Source organism: Pseudomonas sp. 30_B (assembly GCF_017491605.1).
Lineage (GTDB): Bacteria > Pseudomonadota > Gammaproteobacteria > Pseudomonadales > Pseudomonadaceae > Pseudomonas.
The window spans coordinates 1-15,545 of the sequence record NZ_JAFGYY010000033.1; the positions used below are offsets into that span (position 1 = coordinate 1).

Here is a 15,545-nt window from a genome sequence, read left to right on the forward strand (position 1 = left end):
GGCGGCCAGGCCCTTGTTCGGCGCGTCGACGATCCAGCCGGTGGCACCGTCGAAGTTCATCACGCAGGTGGCGGAGCCCTTGATGCCCATCTTGTGCTCGATGGAGCCGCAGGACACGGCGTTGCGCCCGCCCAGGGAGCCGTCGTCATTGACCATCACCTTCGGCACCAGGAACAGCGAGATGCCCTTGGAGCCGGCCGGCGCGTCGGGCAGCTTGGCCAGCACCAGGTGGATGATGTTCTCGGCCAGGTCGTGCTCGCCGCCGGTGATGAAGATCTTGGTGCCGGAAATCTTGAAGCTGCCGTCGGCCTGCGGCTCGGCCTTGGTGCGGATCATGCCGAGGTCGGTGCCGGCGTGCGGCTCGGTCAGGCACATGGAGCCGGTCCAGACGCCGGCATACATGTTCGGCAGGTATTTGGCCTTGAGTTCTTCGCTGGCGTGCGCGTTCAGCGACAGGCAGGCGCCGGCGGTCAGCATCGGGTAGAGGCCGAAGGACAGGTTGGCCGAGTTGACCATTTCCTCGACCTGGGCGCCGATCACTTTCGGCATGCCCATACCGCCGAAGGCCGGGTCGCCGCCCACGCCCACCCAGCCGCCTTCGGCGTAGGTGCGGTAGGCCTCGGGGAAGCCGGCCGGGGTCTTCACGCCCTCGGCGCTCCAGCTGCAGCCTTCCTCGTCGCCGCTGCGGTTCAGCGGGGCGATGACGCCGCCGGTGACCTTGCCGGCCTCTTCGAGGATCGCGCTGGCGGTCTCGGCGTCGACGGTCTCGGCCAGCGCCGGCAGTTCTGCCCAGAGCTTGGCAACCTCGAAGACCTCATTGAGGACGAATTGCATGTCACGCAGGGGAGCTTTGTAGTCAGACATTGTTATCCACTCGTACAGAGGGACGCGAAAAGCGCCCCGCGTTATTCACTGAATCTCGTACCTACAGACCATGTGCACGCGCAGATCGCTGCGAAGCCTTGCGCGCTTGGGTGAAGTCAAGTCTAGGGAGGTGGCAGCTGGAGGCCTATGCCGAAAATGCCCCAATCGAATGTCACTTTTTGCAACTCAGGACCGGAAGCCCAGAGCGCGTGCTGCAACATCGGTGTGGGGCTGCCGGGGCCGCTCAGTCCATTCAGCACCAGCGATTTACAGCCTTGGCTGAGCCAGTCCGTTGAGCTTGTCGCCTCAGTGAGACAGTTCCAGCGGGGGCCACTGGTCGGACCTTAATAGTCTTTTATGAGACACTATTGACTCATATGGTTCGTAAGTGGATCATTCTCTCACTGGGTCCGGTAATCCGAAATGCCGGTGAGATCCTGATCGACACGCCTGCGTCGCAAACGATACGAGTGCCGTCGGATAGCTCTGCCCTGGTTCCGCCAGCATCAGGCTGGCTCTGGGAGTCCGCGTAAAGGATGCGTTTCAACAGTGTCGGAGCTCATTGAGGTCGCACGTTCGAGGCTGAGATCATGTTGCAGAAGAAAGTTGTCGGTACCCTGGAAGTCCAAATTTCATCGATTGAGGCTCTACCTCTGGAAAGCGGCATCCGTCCGCGCCTGAGTCGACTGCGCGCCGCAAGAGGGTGCCTCGAGTATCGCTTTACTCGAAGCCATGAGCGGCCCGACCTCTGGATACTGAAGAGCCAGTGGTCCAGTGAGGAGGACATGGAGAGTCATTTGGGCTGTCGCGATTTGACCGACCTGATTCAGCTGCTCGCCAAGTCCAGCAGAGCCTTGCAGTTTTCCACCCGCAATGGAGATGGGGCTGATGCGCTTTGATGAGCAGGTCTTGCGTGAGGTTGATCTGAATTCGCTGGTGACCTTTATGGTCGTGTACCGGGAGAAGAGCGTTTCTCGCGCCGCACAAATGCTGAGCGTCACTCAGCCCGCAATCAGCAATTCGCTTCGAAAGCTGCGGTGCAAATTTTCTGACCCGCTATTTTTGCCACGCTGTCGGTACCTGGAGGCAACGCCGTTGGCGACGCGGATGGCAGAACTGCTGGAGCCTGCGATGCATAGCCTGCAGGGCGTACTGACGCCTGAGTATCTGCGCTCAAGCAGCCCCGATTCAGGCGGGGCATGAATCAGTTAGCTGTGCTAGCTCTCGCGGGCTCCAATCGGTTGGTTTGAAAGAGCCCTGCGCAGAAGATTCCGCTAACTCTTCCTGCGCTTTTGCAGCAGAAGCGGCTGACGTTTTGTGCAGTGCTGTCGCTGCCATTCAAGCGGTGTCGTCCCGAACCAGCGGTGAAAGGCCCGGGAAAAGGCGCTCGAGTCTGCATACCCGAGTAGCTCTGCGATCTGCGCCACGCTCAGGATAGGGTTCTCCAGGTAGCTGCGTGCCATTGTCTGTCGTGTATCGTCGAGTATCTGCTGGAACGTGATTCCTTCCTGGGCCAGGCGACGTTGTAGCGTTCGTGGAGTGAGGATCATGCAGTCGGCAACCTTCTCAACCGTGGCTTGCCCACCAGGTAGTAAATCTCGCAAGAGCTGCCGGATGTAATTGGGTAGTTCACCGGTAGCCAGACGTTCCATTCGGCGGATGTGTTCTGCGAGCAGGTGATGGAGGTGCTCGTTGGCTGCATTCAGTGCTACGGAAAGCACTGAAGTATCAAACTGAATGCCAGTGACGTTGGTATCGAAGGTCGGTGCGATATCAAGCTGCCGCAGATAGCTGGAAAGGTCGCCGAGAGGGGAGTGCCGGAGCAGCACCGCTCGCGGTAGCCAGTCCTTGCCCACCAACGCGCGCATGAGCTCAAGCGCGACCCCGCAGGCCAACTCTTCAGCCTGATCCAGGCCAGGCATGTGGCGTTCCTTGACGTGATGGTCGAGGGTTACAAGGTCGCCATCCACTCTCAGCACAATTTCCGCTGCTCCGTTGTACAGCGCGAAATAATTGCCCAGTTCGTAAAGCGCATCACCTACCGTCTCGCAGTTGCGGATGAGAAAGAGCAGTTCACCGAATACGTTTATGCCCTGGTGCAGCCCAAATTCCAGGCCGAACAGCGGGTTCCCCGAACGTTGTCGGCATAGTTCGAGAAGGGCGCAGTAGCGGCGGTAGGACAGGATTCCTTCCGGGCGACTCAGGAGGCTTTCCGGGAGCGATACGTCGCGCAGCAATCCCTTCGCGCTGATGCCCTGGGCGTTAGCAAACTCTTCGAAGCCAGTAAGGCCGATAGCGCGAATGAATGGGTTGGGGTTCATGACTGGATGCCCGGCGATTTAGGCTGGCGAGCGGTGGCAGGGGAATCGTCCGCGCCGAGATCCATTGGCTGCCGGCCCTGTCGATACAGTTGTCGCCATTGCTGTGGGCCGACGCCATACCAACGGTCAAATGCTCGGGAAAATGCACTCAGGTCTGCATAGCCAAGCAGCTCTGCAAGCCGAGTCAGGTTGACGGATGAGTCGCAGAGATAGCGCGTCGCCATGGATTTGCGGGTCTTATCGAGTAGCTCCTGGAAACCTGTACCTTCAGCCCGCAGATAGCGTTGTAGCGTACGCGGGCTGATCAGCATGTGCTCGGCGATCCGCTCCAGGGTCAGTTGACCTGTAGGCAGCTGGTTTCGCAGAAGCTTCTGCACATAGGCCGGAACTTCCGCCAAGGTGATCCGCGACAGTTCATCGATGTGCTGCTGCATCAATTGATGGAAGCGCTCGTCCGTGGCATCCAGTTTGACCTCCAGCAGCGAAGCGTCGAAGAGCCAGGCGTTCATCGGGCAATCGAATCGTGGAGTGACCCCGAGCAGGCTCCGATACGTGCCTGAATGTCCTCCAGCCGAATGACGTAACAGCAGCCCGGCCGGTTTCCAGCTGTTGCCCAGCAGGCTCTGCATGATCCGCGCGCCCATGCCAATGGCCAACTCGACGGTTTGCCTTGCCGAGGTGATGTCGTCGTCCGTTACGTCGTAGAGGAAGTGAGTGACGCCCTCGCGATTTTCGAGACGGATTTCGGCGCCATCGCTATGGGTATGCAGGCATCGCACCAAGGCGTTGAGAGCCTCCCCGACCGAGCCGGTGCTGCGTATCACGTAGGCCAGGTCCCCCAGTCCCTGGGCGCCCTGGCTAAGGCCGTATTGCAGCCCGAACAGCGGGTTGCCGGAGCGCTCGGCGCAGACCTCCAGCAAGGCATTGAAGCGGGTGCCCGGTATCAGGCCATCCTGGGCGTCGATGGGGAGGCCGGCCAGTTCCAGCATCAGGCGCGGGTCGAGTCCCTGAGCGGTGAGGAATGGGTCGAGCCCGAGAAGGGCAATACCGCGCACGAAGGAGGTCATCGCCAGTACCTGAATGAGGCGGCAGCCGTGTTTTCTGCCGGTGAAATCCGATGAGTGATGTTGTCATGGATTGTCTTTTTTGTGGCGTCATCTGCAAAGCTTTTCCACTGCCCGCCCAGCAGAATCGACTTTGCCAATAACAAGAAACCTGCATCCGCACCTCGCGAATGCTGGAGGTTGTCAATGCGTCGAGTTCTTTTCGCCTGCCTGGCTGTTGCCTTGGCCGCTGGCGCTATTCACTCCATCCAATCGCCGATCCTGCTCGTCGTTGCCCACCAGCCGACGGGACATCCGATTGTGAGCATTGGCCAGATATTCGGCCGCTTCTGAAAGCGTCAAATCCGATCGTCATCAGCTGCATTCCGGGCCGGCTTCCATTCCTCTGAGCGAGAGCGTCCATGATCTGCATGGGCGCTACGAATGGTTGAGCCTGCCAGCGCAATAAGTAGGACCTCTATCCATGAGCGAATTGATCCAGTACCGCCTCGAAGACGGCGTGGCCTTCGTTGGCCTCTGCCGAGCCCCCGTCAACGCCCTCAGCCAACGTCTGCGCGCGGCCATTCTCTCGGCTTGTGAGCGTGCTGCCGCCGATGCCGAAGTGAAGGCGATCATCCTCCATGGCGCAGATGGCTTGTTCTGCGCAGGGGCGGATATCACGGAGTTCGGCACCGATGCAGCCTTCGCAGAACCGAGCCTGCCCGACACCCTGATGCGCATCAGTGAGATCGACAAGCCGCTGATCGCCGCCATCGGCAAGCTGGCCCTGGGCGGCGGGCTTGAGCTGGCGCTCGCCTGCGGTTATCGGGTCGGTGAGCCGGGTACGCGCGTCGGGCTGCCGGAAATCAATCTTGGATTGCTGCCGGGGGCCGGAGGCACCCAGCGCCTCCCGCGGCTGATTGGCGCCGAATCAGCGTTGAATCTGATTCTGTCGGGCGAACAGATCGACGCGGAACGCGCACGTCTGCTTGGGATCCTGGATCGCCTGGCAAGCGCAGCGGAAGATTTGCTCGACGAGGCGGAAACCTATGCCCGGGAATTGATCGCGATGTCGGCTCCAGCACTACCGCCAGAGCATTGTCCGAGGCCCGCCGAGGATCTGCCTGACGGCTTCTTTGCTTCCTTCCGAGAGCGTCAGGAATCGCTCTGGAAGAATCGCCTGGCTCCGCGCCTTGTGCTGGCGGCAGTGGAGGCAGCTTGCCTGCTTCCGCTCAGGGAAGGGCTTGCTCGCGAGCTGAGCCTGTTCAAGCAGGCCGAAGCATCTTCGCAGTCGCAGGCTCTACGCCATGTGTTCTTTGCCGAACGCGAGGCCGGCCGTATTCCGAACATAGCTCCTGACCTTCCGCTACGCAGCATCCGTAAAGTCGCCGTTATTGGTGCCGGCACCATGGGCGGCGGTATCGCAATGAATTTCGTCAATGCCGGTATCCCGGTGATGCTGTTGGAGCAGCAGGGCGCCGCGCTTGATCGCGGCCTGACGATGATTCGCAAGAACTACGAGATCAGCGTCAAACGCGGGAAGCTGAGCGCCGACCAGGTCGAAGCACGGATGGAGCTGCTGCACGGCACGCTCGATTACGCCGAGCTGGCCGATGCCGATCTGGTGATCGAGGCGGTGTTCGAGAAGATGGAGATCAAGGAGCAGGTGTTCCGCACCCTGGATCAGGTGTGCAAGCCGGGCGCCATCCTGGCTACGAACACCTCTTCGCTGGATGTCGATGCGATTGCCATGTCGGTTTCCCGCCCGCAGGACGTGATCGGTCTGCACTTCTTCAGTCCGGCGAACGTCATGCGTCTGCTGGAGGTGGTGCGTGGCAAGGCGACTGCGCCCGATGTGCTCGCCACGACCATGGCGATCGCCAAGCGTATCGGCAAGCTGGCGGTGGTTTCCGGTGTCTGCTTCGGCTTCATCGGCAACCGCATGCTTGAGCCTTATTCCCGTGAGGCACAACGTCTGCTTCTCGAGGGCGCCACGCCCGCGCAGGTGGACAAGGTGTTGACCGAGGTGGGGCTGAACATGGGGATTTTCAGCATGCAGGACCTCGCCGGCGTCGACGTGCTTTACCTGATCCGCCAGGCCAATCAGGCCGCCACCGCTCATGACGAGAGCTACTGCCGGATCGGCGACGAGCTCACGGTGTTGAAGCGCCATGGCCAGAAAAGCGGTCGCGGGTTCTATCGCTACGAGGGACGGGAGCGGCATGAGGACCCCGAAGTGCTTGCCTTGGCTGAGCGCCTGTCCCAGGAGCTGAATATCTCGCGTCGTGCTGTCAGCGATGAGGAGATTCATGATCGCTGTCTCTTCATGCTGATCAACGAAGGCATCCAGTTGCTGGACGAGGGTATCGCCCTGCGGGCCAGTGACATCGATCTGGTATGGATCAATGGCTACGGCTTCCCCGCGCATCTTGGCGGGCCGATGCATTACGCCGAGCAGCTTGGGTTGGAGCGGGTATTGGCGAGCATCCAGCGCTATCGCAGCGAGCTGGGCGCCTACGGCGAAATGTGGTTCCAACCCGCGCCGCTGCTGGAGCGCCTGGTTGCCGCCGGCAAAACCCGGATCGAGAGATTCTGAGCATTCCCTTGCGCTTCGGGGGGAGCCGGGCGGCGGGACCACGCATCCCTCGTTCCGGTCTTTTCCCGAAGCGAAAGGGAATCCTTCTGCAGAGCCAGGACCAGGCCGCACGGGGACTCTTATTGTTCGTGGCGGCGGTCCATTCAGCCTTCGAGAGACGTCAATGGAAGAGAGCAATATTCAGAGTTTTTCCCTCGCCGGGCGCACTGTACTGATCACAGGCGCCTCTAGCGGAATCGGTGCGCACTTGGCAAAGGTCGCCGCGCGTGCCGGCGCTCGGGTCGTCCTGGCCGCGCGCCGTGTTGAGCGGCTTGAACAGCTGTCCATGGATATCGAGTGGGACGGTGGCCAGGCACTGGCGGTGGCCATGGACGTCACCAGCCGCGACAGCGTTGAAGCGGTCTTCGATGCCGCGGAGGCGCATTTTGGCGTCATCGATGTGGTGCTCAACAACGCGGGGATCGGCAATGGCAAGCGGCCGTTGGAGATCAGCGAGGAAGACTGGCGTGCAATGCTGTCCACCAATCTCGACGGCGTCTGGCGTGTCGCCCAGGTTGCCGCGCAGCGACTGGTGAAGGCAGGGAAGGGCGGCAGTATCGTCAACGTTGCGTCGATTCTTGGATTGCGCGTCGGGACGGGGTACAGCCACTACTGCGCCGCCAAGGCTGGCGTTGTGCAGCTGACCAAGTCGCTGGCACTGGAGCTCGCACGCTTCCAGATTCGCGTGAATGCCATCGCTCCCGGCTATTTCAGAACCGAAATGAACGAGGCGTTCTTCGACAGCGAGAAGGGCGTGGACTACATCCGCCAGTTGGTTCCCATGCGCCGGCTGGGCGAGTTGAGCGAACTGGAAGGGCCGTTCCTGCTGCTGGCCAGCGAAGCCGGCTCCTTCATGACCGGCAGCGTTCTGGCTGTGGATGGCGGCCATTTGCTCAGCAGCCTGTGATTTGGCGAGAACCCATGAACACAAAGGGAAAAGCATGACTCTGACAGATCAAACCGTAGGGACCCGCCAGGGCGAGGAACTGGACATCGCCCGCATCGACCCCTACCTCAAGGCGGGCATTTCGGGGCTTTCCGGTACTCCACGTATCAGCCAGTTTCCCGGCGGCGCCTCGAACCTGACCTATCTGCTGGAGTATCCCAGTCACGAGCTGGTGCTGCGCCGTCCGCCGTTCGGTCGCAAGGTCAAGTCGGCACACGATATGGGGCGCGAATTCCGTATCCTCGACCGGCTCAATGCGGGTTTTCCCTACTGCCCCGAAGCCTACCTGCACTGTACCGATGAGTCGGTGATCGGCGCCGAGTTCTATGTGATGGAGCGGGTCAAGGGCCTCATCCTGCGCGCCGAACTGCCTCCTGAGCTCAGCCTTGACGAGCAGCAGACCAACAGGTTGTGCAGGAACTTCATTGACCGTCTGGTCGAGCTTCACAACGTCGATTACCAGGCCTGCGGTCTGGGCGATCTTGGTAAGCCTGAAGGCTATGTGCAACGTCAGATCAGCGGTTGGATCGATCGCTACGAAAAAGCCCTGACACCTGACGCGCCAGCCTGGGAGCAAGTCAAAGTCTGGCTTCGCGAGAAGATGCCGGCCGATCATCACAAGCCTGCCATCGTCCACAACGACTACCGCTTCGACAATGTCATCCTCGACCCGAGTGACCCGATGCGGATCGTCGGTGTGCTCGACTGGGAGCTGACCACCCTGGGCGATCCGCTGATGGACCTCGGCAACACGTTGGCCTACTGGATCGAGGCAGGTGATCCTGAATCCATGCAGCTGATCCGCCGCCAGCCCAGCCACCTGCCGGGCATGCTGAGCCGCCAGGCCTTCGCCGATTACTATGCCAAACGCGCTGGTCTGCCGCCGATCAGAAACCTGGACTTCTACTACACCTACGGCCTGTTCCGCCTCGCTGGCATCGTTCAGCAGATCTACTACCGCTTCTTCCACGGCCAGACGCAGGACCCGCGCTTCGCTCAATTCATCCAGATGAACCGGCTGCTGGAGCAGGTGAGCTTGGGTGTGATCGAGCGATCGCCGTTGTAGTTTTGCTGGCAGCAAAAACCCAAAGGGGACCGACAGGTCCCCTCGTTATCGTCAGGTTTGCCCTGGCAAGAAAGCTGCGTTAGTTGGCCGCACGGCGGACGGTTTTTTTCCGTGTGAGCTTGCTGCTGACAAAGAGGGTCAGTGCTTCGCACGCTGTCTCGGTTTCCTCGCGCAGACGGTCATCGCTTCGATGGGCAGTCCAGGCAATGACCAGGCCGTCGAGCAGTTGGACAAGCAATTTGCAGACAGCGCCCAGGTCCGCCTTATCGACCGCTCCGCCATCAGAACGTGTTATGGCTTTCTCCGTGGCTTCGAGGGCCTCTGAATATATCTTTGCTGCCATCTCGGGGGCATTGCGATTCGCCCAGTTGAAGAGATCGTATTGCGCCGCTGCGGAATCCGGATGGGCGATGAACCAGTGGACCAGATTGCGCAGCAACCCTGCCGCTGCTTCTACCTCCGTGGTGCCGATAGGGGCGTGTTCCAGGGCTTGCTGAGGAAGGCTGAAGAGCACTTCGAAGACTGCATAGAACAGGTCTTCCTTGGTGTGAAACAAGTAGTGCAGCGAGGCGAGGGGGCAGCCTGCGGCAGCAGCGATTCGACGGGTTGTAGCGTTCGCGACCCCGTGCTCCGCAATCACCTTCACAGTCGCTTCGACGAAATCCTGTCTGCGCAGATCCGCGCCCATTCTGGCCATAACTAAGCAATCTCCTTGATGTCGACCATGCCGTCCATTACGGCTCACGGTTCCGACGCGGCGGATGCTACATCATGCCTGTCGCAATCGTCATGGGCCAAAAGACAGCGCCCTGACACGCGTCTCCCATCGCAAACGCGGGGATAGAAGAGGGGGCCAATCTGTTAGCAGTTATTTCGGTAACAAGTGTTCCGTTAATTCACATGTTGGTGCGCAGAGCTGTTGCATCGTGGTGCGAGCCTGGGTGTAACGGTAGCGGAAGTAAGATTTTGTTTTTATCTAAGACTTTGAAATAAAAGGAGATATATAGAATTCAAGGGGTTGGCACATGGCTTGCTTTGGTCATATGACTTGGTCAAGTGATCAAGTCGTTTGATTAGGTGCGTGCCGCTGTCCGATGTGTCCCCTCGGGAAGTGCTCGCCACCGGTTGAGGCTCATGAGGACTTTCCAATGAAAAGCGTGTTTCAGCGTGCAACTGCGGGTAAATCGAGCGGTATTGAAGTCAGAAGTCTGATCGCGGCAGTGGTGGCCTCGGCTGCCATCTGTTCGGTTCATGCTGCGGACAAGGACGCCGCGTTGCTGGGCACCAAGCTGACCCCGTTGGGTGGCGAAGTTGCGGCCAACGCCGATGGCAGCATTCCCGCCTGGACGCCGCCGGGGCCGCAGGGTGGTGACTGGAGCTATGGCCAGGTGCGTGGCCAGCATTGGAAGTTCAAGAGCGACAAGCCGCTGTACAGCATCACGGCGAGCAATGTTTCCCAGTACGAGAGCAAGCTTTCCCCTGGGCAGTTGGAGTTGTTCAAGAAGATTCCCGGCTATCGCATGGATGTGTACCCGACTCGTCGAAGCTGCGGTGCCCCGGACTTCGTCGAGCAGAACACGCGCAAGAACGTCGGGTCCGCCACGCTGGATGGTTCCGGTCTGGTGCTCCAGGAAGCCAGCCTGCCGGGCGTGCCGTTCCCCATGCCGACAACTGGTGCCGAAGTCATGTGGAACATGAAGATGCGCTACCGGGGCGTGGGGTTGTCCATGCCCAAGGACACGGCCGGCATCTCGCCGCGCCGCGGCAGCGAGGACTGGCTGCACACCTCGATCGACATGTTCATGTTCATGCCTTGGGGTGGCAAGGGGAGTGCGTCCTTCGCATCGACCGGCCAAGTCGAAGTGGGCACCTTCTTCGCCTACAACGAACCCGCCTCCTTCGCCGGCCAAGCGGCGGTGTCCATCAGCAAGGCAGGCGAGGAAGCGACCACTTACTACTACTTCCCTGGTCAGCGCCGCGTGCGTCGCATGCCGGCGTACTCCTACGACGCCCCGCAGATCGGCCTGGACAACCAATACACCGTGGACGAAACGAACATCTTCTACGGTCCGCTCGATCGCTTCGACTGGAAGCTGCTGGGCAAGAAGGAAATGCTGGTTCCCTACAACGCCTTCGGTGCCTATGACACCTCGGCCAAGCTCGAGGATGTCGCCAAGCGCGATTCCATCGCCCCCGAATACCGCCGCTACGAGCTGCATCGCGTGTGGGTGGTTGAGGCAACTGTCCGCGACGGCATGCGCCATCAGGAACCCAAGCGCCTGTTCTACGTCGATGAGGACAGCTGGAACGGTCTGATGGCGGTTGACTACGACAAGCAGGGCCAGATCTGGAAAGTCCGCGAAGGCTTCACGATTCCGGTCTACGAGACCGGCAGCTGCGACATGGCGGCCTCTGTGCAGTTCAACATGATCGATGGCCGTTATGCCTACGACATGACCTCCATCGGGGCGGGTAAGGATGACCATCGCTGGCTGACCGAGAGCGCCGGCAATCCGCGCCTGAAGCCTGACTTCTACACCTCCGACAACCTGCGCTCGATCAGCGAGCGTTAACCCGTAGTCGATGTCGATCGAGAGCCAACATGAAAAGAATAATTACGAAATCCGCAGGGCTTGCCCTCGCGTGCAGCGCTCCGCTGGCCATGGCGTTCACCTTCGAGACGGAGAATGTTCGTGGGTCCTTCGACTCCACCATCGCAGCCGGCATGGCTGTCCGTACTGAATCACAGGACTGCGATCTGATCACCGCTGGCGCTACCGGGCACCATCCGCCCAGCGGCTGCCAGTCCCCGGCTGCCGGTTTCGGCGACCAGGGCGACCTCAACTACGACAAGGGCGATCTGTTCACCAACTACATCAAGGGCACCCACGAGCTCCTGCTGAAGTTTCCCGACGACTACACCTTCATGGCGCGTGGCAGCTGGATCCGCGACTTTGCCGCGACCGACACGACGGGCGCTCTGAGCTACGGCTCGCCGCCGGACGTGCACAAGAACGGCCTCACCGATAATGCCCATGACGACCTCAGCTTCAAGGCGCGTCTGCTCGATCTGTGGGTGAGCAAGAGCTTCGATGTCGGCGAGCAGCGTGTGCGTGCCCGCCTGGGCAATCAGGTCATCAACTGGGGCGAAAGCATCTTCACCCTGGGTGGGATCAACAACACCAACGCCTATGACATCGCGGCACTGATGCGCCCCGGTACTCAGCTCAAGGAAGCGGTGTTGCCCGCGCCCATGCTCAGCCTCGCCTCCGGCGTGGGGGGCGGTGTCAACGTCGAGACCTATTACCAGTTCGACTGGAACAAGAGCGAAGTCCCACCGGTGGGAAGCTACTGGTCGACCACCAACGGACTGGGCGACGGCATGCAGGCCTACGGGCTGCACAGCAAGAACGCACGCAACAGCGGCCAGTGGGGGATCGCCGTGCACTGGCAACCGCGTGACAGCGACCTGAACCTGGGCGCCTACGTGATGCGTTATCACGACAAGTTGCCAGCCCTCGACCTCCAGTTCGACCCGAACACCGGTGCTGCGCTACAGGAGTGGCAATACCCCGAGGACCGCATGCTCTATGGCATCAGTGCCAACATGCCGGTCGGTGATTGGGCCGTGGGCACCGAGCTTTCCTATCGTCCGAAAGATGCCGTCACCCTCAACCCCTACATCGATTATTGCCAGGGCAGCAGCGGCAAGTGCTGGAAGGACGAGAAGAAGTTCCAGTGGCACCTGACCGGACTGTACAGCCAGACCCCGCAGAACTCGTCGCGCTGGCTTGAGCTTACCGGCGCCAGTACCGGCACCCTGGTGAGCGAGCTGGTGGTGGTTCACTACCCGGGCCTGAACGACGAGTACGACGGCGAGCCAACTGCGCCGGGTACCTACAGCTGGATCAAGGACCCGAATGTGGCACCGACCTCCAAGGGTGACAAGACGTCCTCCGGCATCAGCCTGGATTACAGCCTGACCTACGAGAACACCTTGCTGCCGGGCTGGCAGGTCACCCCGGGTGTCTTCTATTCGCGCGGATTGGGCGGGCGCACGCCGAACCTCTCGCAGACCTGGACCGACGGTGCTAGCTCGATGAACCTGTACCTGAACTTCGTGCGCAATCCTGCGAGCTGGCAGGTGTCGTTCAACTACGCGAAGTTCATGGGCGGCGCGACGCCTTACGACCAACTGCTGGGCGATCGTGACTACGTCGGCTTTGTCGTATCGCGCACCCTGTGAGGTCTGATGTGAACGCATCCGTAAATCTGTCCGGTCAGCGGGAGCGCCGTATGCTCCCGCGCATCGAGAACGGGCTGTTCGGGCATCGCCGGCTGGTGCTGGCGTGCCTGGCAGTGTTCACCTTGATCATGGGCTGGTTCGCCGTGCAGTTGCGCATGGACGCCGGCTTCGAGAAGCAGCTGCCCATCGGCCACGAATACATCGAGACCTTCAAGACCTATCGCGGCGACCTGTTGGGCGCCAACCGCCTGACTGTGGTGGTCAAGGCCCGCAAGGGCGAGATATGGAACAAGGCTGGGCTGCAGCGGCTGTATGACGTGACCCAGGCGGTGAACTTCCTGCCGAACGTTTCGCGAAGCAGCGTACGTTCGCTGTGGACGCCCAATGCCTTTGTCAACGAGATCACCGAGGAAGGCTTCCGCGCCGATCCGTTGATTCCAGGGACGGTGACGCCCGAGCGACTCGACGATAAGACCATCGGCAAGATCGCCAACTCGACGACCCAGGGTGGCTTCATCGGCACCCTGGTCTCGCGTGACCAGAGCAGCGCGATGATCACCGCCGATCTCGAGGAGTACGACGCCAAGGGCCAGCGCCTGGATTACGTGGCCTACAACGACGTGCTGGAGAAGCAGCTGAGGGAGAAGTTCGAGGACGGTAACTTCGAAATCCAGATCATCGGCTTCGCCAAGCAGATCGGCGACATCGCCAAGGGTGCCTCCTCGGTGCTGGAGTTCTGCCTGCTGGCGCTGTTGCTGACGGCCGCTGCCGTTTACTGGTACTGCCATTCCGTGCGCTTCACCCTGCTGGCCCTGGGCTGCTCGCTCACCTCGCTGATCTGGCAGTTCGGCAGTCTCCGTCTGCTGGGCTATGGCCTGGACCCACTGGCCGTGCTGGTGCCATTCCTGGTGTTCGCCATCGGGGTTTCCCACGGTGTGCAGCAGATCAACTTCATCGTGCGTGAGATCGCTTGCGGCAAGTCTGTCGACCAGGCCGCGCGCTCCAGCTTCAGCGGCCTGCTGATTCCGGGGACCCTGGCACTGGTGACGGCGTTCGTCTCCTTCGTCACCTTGTTGCTGATCCCCATCCCGATGGTGCGGGAGCTGGCGATCACCGCCTCGCTCGGCGTGGGATTCAAGATCGTCACCAACCTGGTGATGCTGCCGCTGGTGGCGTCGATGCTGCGTGTCGAGGGTACCTACGCCGCTGCCGAGGAACTCTCGCGTGAGCGTCGTGCGCGCTGGCTGCATGGCCTGGCCCGGCTAGCCGAATGGCGCAATGCGAAGCTGGTGCTCTGCCTTGCCGTCGCGGTCTTCGCTGCCGCCGTCTGGCAGAGTCGCGACCGCGTGGTGGGAACCTTGCAGGCCGGTGCCCCTGAGCTTCGCGCGGATGCCCGCTTCAATCGCGATGCGGTCGCCATCGCGTCCAACTACGACATTGGCCTCGACTGGTTCTCGGTGGTGTTCGAGGACAAACCGAAGGAGGGCGCCGGAGGCACTGCCTGCGAAGATGTGGCGCTGGGTCAGTACCAGGATCGATTCGTCTGGGCGATGCAGGGCGTCCCCGGGGTCCTGTCGGTGGCTTCCTTCTCCAACAGCATGCGCCAGTTCAACGAGGGCTATAACGAGGGCAATCCGAAGATGAATGCGGTGCCCATCGATCCGGCCAACTACTCGTCGATGGCGACCGAGATCGCCAGGGTCGCTGGCCTGATGCGCTCCGACTGCAGCATGACAGCCGTACACCTGTTCCTGGCCGACCACAAGGCCACCACCATCAACCGTGTCGTCGAGGCGGCCAAGGCGTTCCGCACGCAAAATCCGATGCCGGGCATCACCATTCGCCTGGCATCCGGCAACGCCGGCCTGCTCGCAGCCATCAACGAAGAGGTGGAGAAGAGTGAAACGCCGATGCTGCTGTACGTCTACGCCGCCATCGCGCTGCTGGTCTTCGCCGTTTACCGCGACCTGAGGGCTGTCCTGGTCTGCTGCCTGCCTCTGACCATTGGCACCTTCATCGGTTATTGGTTCATGGAGGAGTTGCAGATCGGGCTCACCATCGCGACCTTGCCGGTGATGGTGCTCGCAGTAGGCATCGGGGTGGATTACGCCTTCTACATCTACAACCGTTTGCAGATGCACCAGGCCAATGGTCAGCCGATCGTCAAGGCGGTGGAGCATGCACTGCTGGAAGTCGGGGTAGCGACCATCTTCACCGCGATCACCCTGGCCGTCGGCGTCGCCACCTGGTCGTTCTCGCAACTCAAGTTCCAGGCCGACATGGGCAAGCTCCTGGCCTTCATGTTCATCGTCAACATGGTCATGGCCATGACCGTCCTGCCGGCATTCGCCGTCTGGCTGGAGCGGGTGTTCCCGCGCAAGCGCCCCGTGCGCATGGTTGGCGCGTTGGCGCACTGAGGAGAGG

General features: G+C 61.0%; 13 protein-coding genes. 9 read left to right on the plus strand and 4 right to left on the minus strand.

Going from position 1 to position 15,545, the window contains the following annotated elements; genetic code table 11:
* Positions 1-864: acyl-CoA dehydrogenase family protein (locus J5M67_RS24855; protein WP_207888090.1), on the minus strand; the 864-nt coding region annotated here is incomplete at its 3' end.
* Positions 865-1,454: 590 nt separating this feature from the next.
* On the opposite strand from J5M67_RS24855, the gene J5M67_RS24860 reads away from it, so the two are divergent.
* Complete coding sequence (locus tag J5M67_RS24860) at positions 1,455-1,763, plus strand: putative quinol monooxygenase (RefSeq protein ID WP_207888091.1); 309 nt, start codon at positions 1,455-1,457, stop codon at positions 1,761-1,763.
* Positions 1,753-2,067, plus strand: coding sequence for a LysR family transcriptional regulator (locus tag J5M67_RS24865; protein WP_207888092.1), 315 nt, complete (start codon positions 1,753-1,755; stop codon positions 2,065-2,067). The genes J5M67_RS24860 and J5M67_RS24865 overlap by 11 nt, the downstream gene beginning before the upstream one ends.
* Positions 2,068-2,138: 71 nt before the next feature.
* Here the strand turns inward: J5M67_RS24865 and J5M67_RS24870 are convergent, their stop codons facing one another.
* A complete protein-coding gene (locus tag J5M67_RS24870; protein ID WP_207888093.1) occupies positions 2,139-3,185 on the minus strand; it encodes an AraC family transcriptional regulator in 1,047 nt (348 codons plus the stop codon).
* Positions 3,182-4,252, minus strand: a complete 1,071-nt coding sequence (locus J5M67_RS24875; RefSeq protein WP_207888094.1) for an AraC family transcriptional regulator — start codon at positions 4,250-4,252, stop codon at positions 3,182-3,184. Before J5M67_RS24875 ends, J5M67_RS24870 begins: the two co-directional genes overlap by 4 nt.
* Positions 4,253-4,435: 183 nt before the next feature.
* Here J5M67_RS24875 and J5M67_RS24880 point away from each other — a divergent pair, with 183 nt between their 5' ends.
* The 4 genes from J5M67_RS24880 (at position 4,436) to J5M67_RS24895 (ending at position 8,875) form a co-directional block, all read left to right on the plus strand.
* Entirely contained in the window at positions 4,436-4,582 is a 147-nt protein-coding gene (locus tag J5M67_RS24880) for a hypothetical protein (protein WP_207888095.1), read from the plus strand.
* 130 nt (positions 4,583-4,712) lie between these two features.
* Positions 4,713-6,824: a 3-hydroxyacyl-CoA dehydrogenase NAD-binding domain-containing protein gene (locus J5M67_RS24885; RefSeq protein ID WP_207888096.1), complete on the plus strand. Its 2,112-nt coding sequence runs from the start codon at positions 4,713-4,715 to the stop codon at positions 6,822-6,824.
* 163 nt (positions 6,825-6,987) lie between these two features.
* Positions 6,988-7,770 carry an SDR family NAD(P)-dependent oxidoreductase gene (locus J5M67_RS24890; RefSeq protein ID WP_207888097.1) on the plus strand — a complete coding sequence of 261 codons (783 nt, stop codon included), beginning with the start codon at positions 6,988-6,990 and terminating at the stop codon, positions 7,768-7,770.
* A gap of 34 nt (positions 7,771-7,804) precedes the next feature.
* On the plus strand, positions 7,805-8,875 hold the full coding sequence (locus J5M67_RS24895) for a phosphotransferase family protein (protein WP_207888098.1): 1,071 nt from the start codon (positions 7,805-7,807) through the stop codon (positions 8,873-8,875).
* 79 nt (positions 8,876-8,954) lie between these two features.
* Here the strand turns inward: J5M67_RS24895 and J5M67_RS24900 are convergent, their stop codons facing one another.
* Positions 8,955-9,572 (minus strand): TetR/AcrR family transcriptional regulator, encoded by a 618-nt coding sequence (locus tag J5M67_RS24900; protein WP_207888099.1) that lies wholly within the window; start codon positions 9,570-9,572, stop codon positions 8,955-8,957.
* A gap of 451 nt (positions 9,573-10,023) precedes the next feature.
* Here J5M67_RS24900 and J5M67_RS24905 point away from each other — a divergent pair, with 451 nt between their 5' ends.
* From J5M67_RS24905 to J5M67_RS24915, 3 genes are read left to right on the plus strand one after another with little or no spacing between them, the layout of a single operon-like run.
* Positions 10,024-11,448: a DUF1329 domain-containing protein gene (locus tag J5M67_RS24905; protein WP_207888100.1), complete on the plus strand. Its 1,425-nt coding sequence runs from the start codon at positions 10,024-10,026 to the stop codon at positions 11,446-11,448.
* A 29-nt stretch (positions 11,449-11,477) separates the two neighbouring features.
* Entirely contained in the window at positions 11,478-13,121 is a 1,644-nt protein-coding gene (locus J5M67_RS24910; RefSeq protein ID WP_306432302.1) for a DUF1302 domain-containing protein, read from the plus strand.
* 50 nt (positions 13,122-13,171) lie between these two features.
* Positions 13,172-15,538, plus strand: coding sequence for an RND family transporter (locus J5M67_RS24915; protein ID WP_207888101.1), 2,367 nt, complete (start codon positions 13,172-13,174; stop codon positions 15,536-15,538).
* The last annotated feature ends 7 nt before the right edge of the window (positions 15,539-15,545 follow it).

Excerpts from the sequence above, each read along its gene's own strand:
- J5M67_RS24905 (WP_207888100.1), top strand. The coding sequence starts at position 10,024 with ATGAAAAGCGTGTTTCAGCGTGCAACTGCGGGTAAATCGAGCGGTATT.
- J5M67_RS24915 (WP_207888101.1), top strand. The coding sequence starts at position 13,172 with ATGCTCCCGCGCATCGAGAACGGGCTGTTCGGGCATCGCCGGCTGGTG.
- J5M67_RS24865 (WP_207888092.1), top strand. The coding sequence starts at position 1,753 with ATGCGCTTTGATGAGCAGGTCTTGCGTGAGGTTGATCTGAATTCGCTG.
- J5M67_RS24885 (WP_207888096.1), top strand. The coding sequence starts at position 4,713 with ATGAGCGAATTGATCCAGTACCGCCTCGAAGACGGCGTGGCCTTCGTT.
- J5M67_RS24875 (WP_207888094.1), bottom strand. The coding sequence starts at position 4,252 with ATGACCTCCTTCGTGCGCGGTATTGCCCTTCTCGGGCTCGACCCATTC.
- J5M67_RS24870 (WP_207888093.1), bottom strand. The coding sequence starts at position 3,185 with ATGAACCCCAACCCATTCATTCGCGCTATCGGCCTTACTGGCTTCGAA.
- J5M67_RS24895 (WP_207888098.1), top strand. The coding sequence starts at position 7,805 with ATGACTCTGACAGATCAAACCGTAGGGACCCGCCAGGGCGAGGAACTG.
- J5M67_RS24860 (WP_207888091.1), top strand. The coding sequence starts at position 1,455 with ATGTTGCAGAAGAAAGTTGTCGGTACCCTGGAAGTCCAAATTTCATCG.
- J5M67_RS24880 (WP_207888095.1), top strand. The coding sequence starts at position 4,436 with ATGCGTCGAGTTCTTTTCGCCTGCCTGGCTGTTGCCTTGGCCGCTGGC.
- J5M67_RS24910 (WP_306432302.1), top strand. The coding sequence starts at position 11,478 with ATGAAAAGAATAATTACGAAATCCGCAGGGCTTGCCCTCGCGTGCAGC.
- J5M67_RS24900 (WP_207888099.1), bottom strand. The coding sequence starts at position 9,572 with ATGGCCAGAATGGGCGCGGATCTGCGCAGACAGGATTTCGTCGAAGCG.
- J5M67_RS24890 (WP_207888097.1), top strand. The coding sequence starts at position 6,988 with ATGGAAGAGAGCAATATTCAGAGTTTTTCCCTCGCCGGGCGCACTGTA.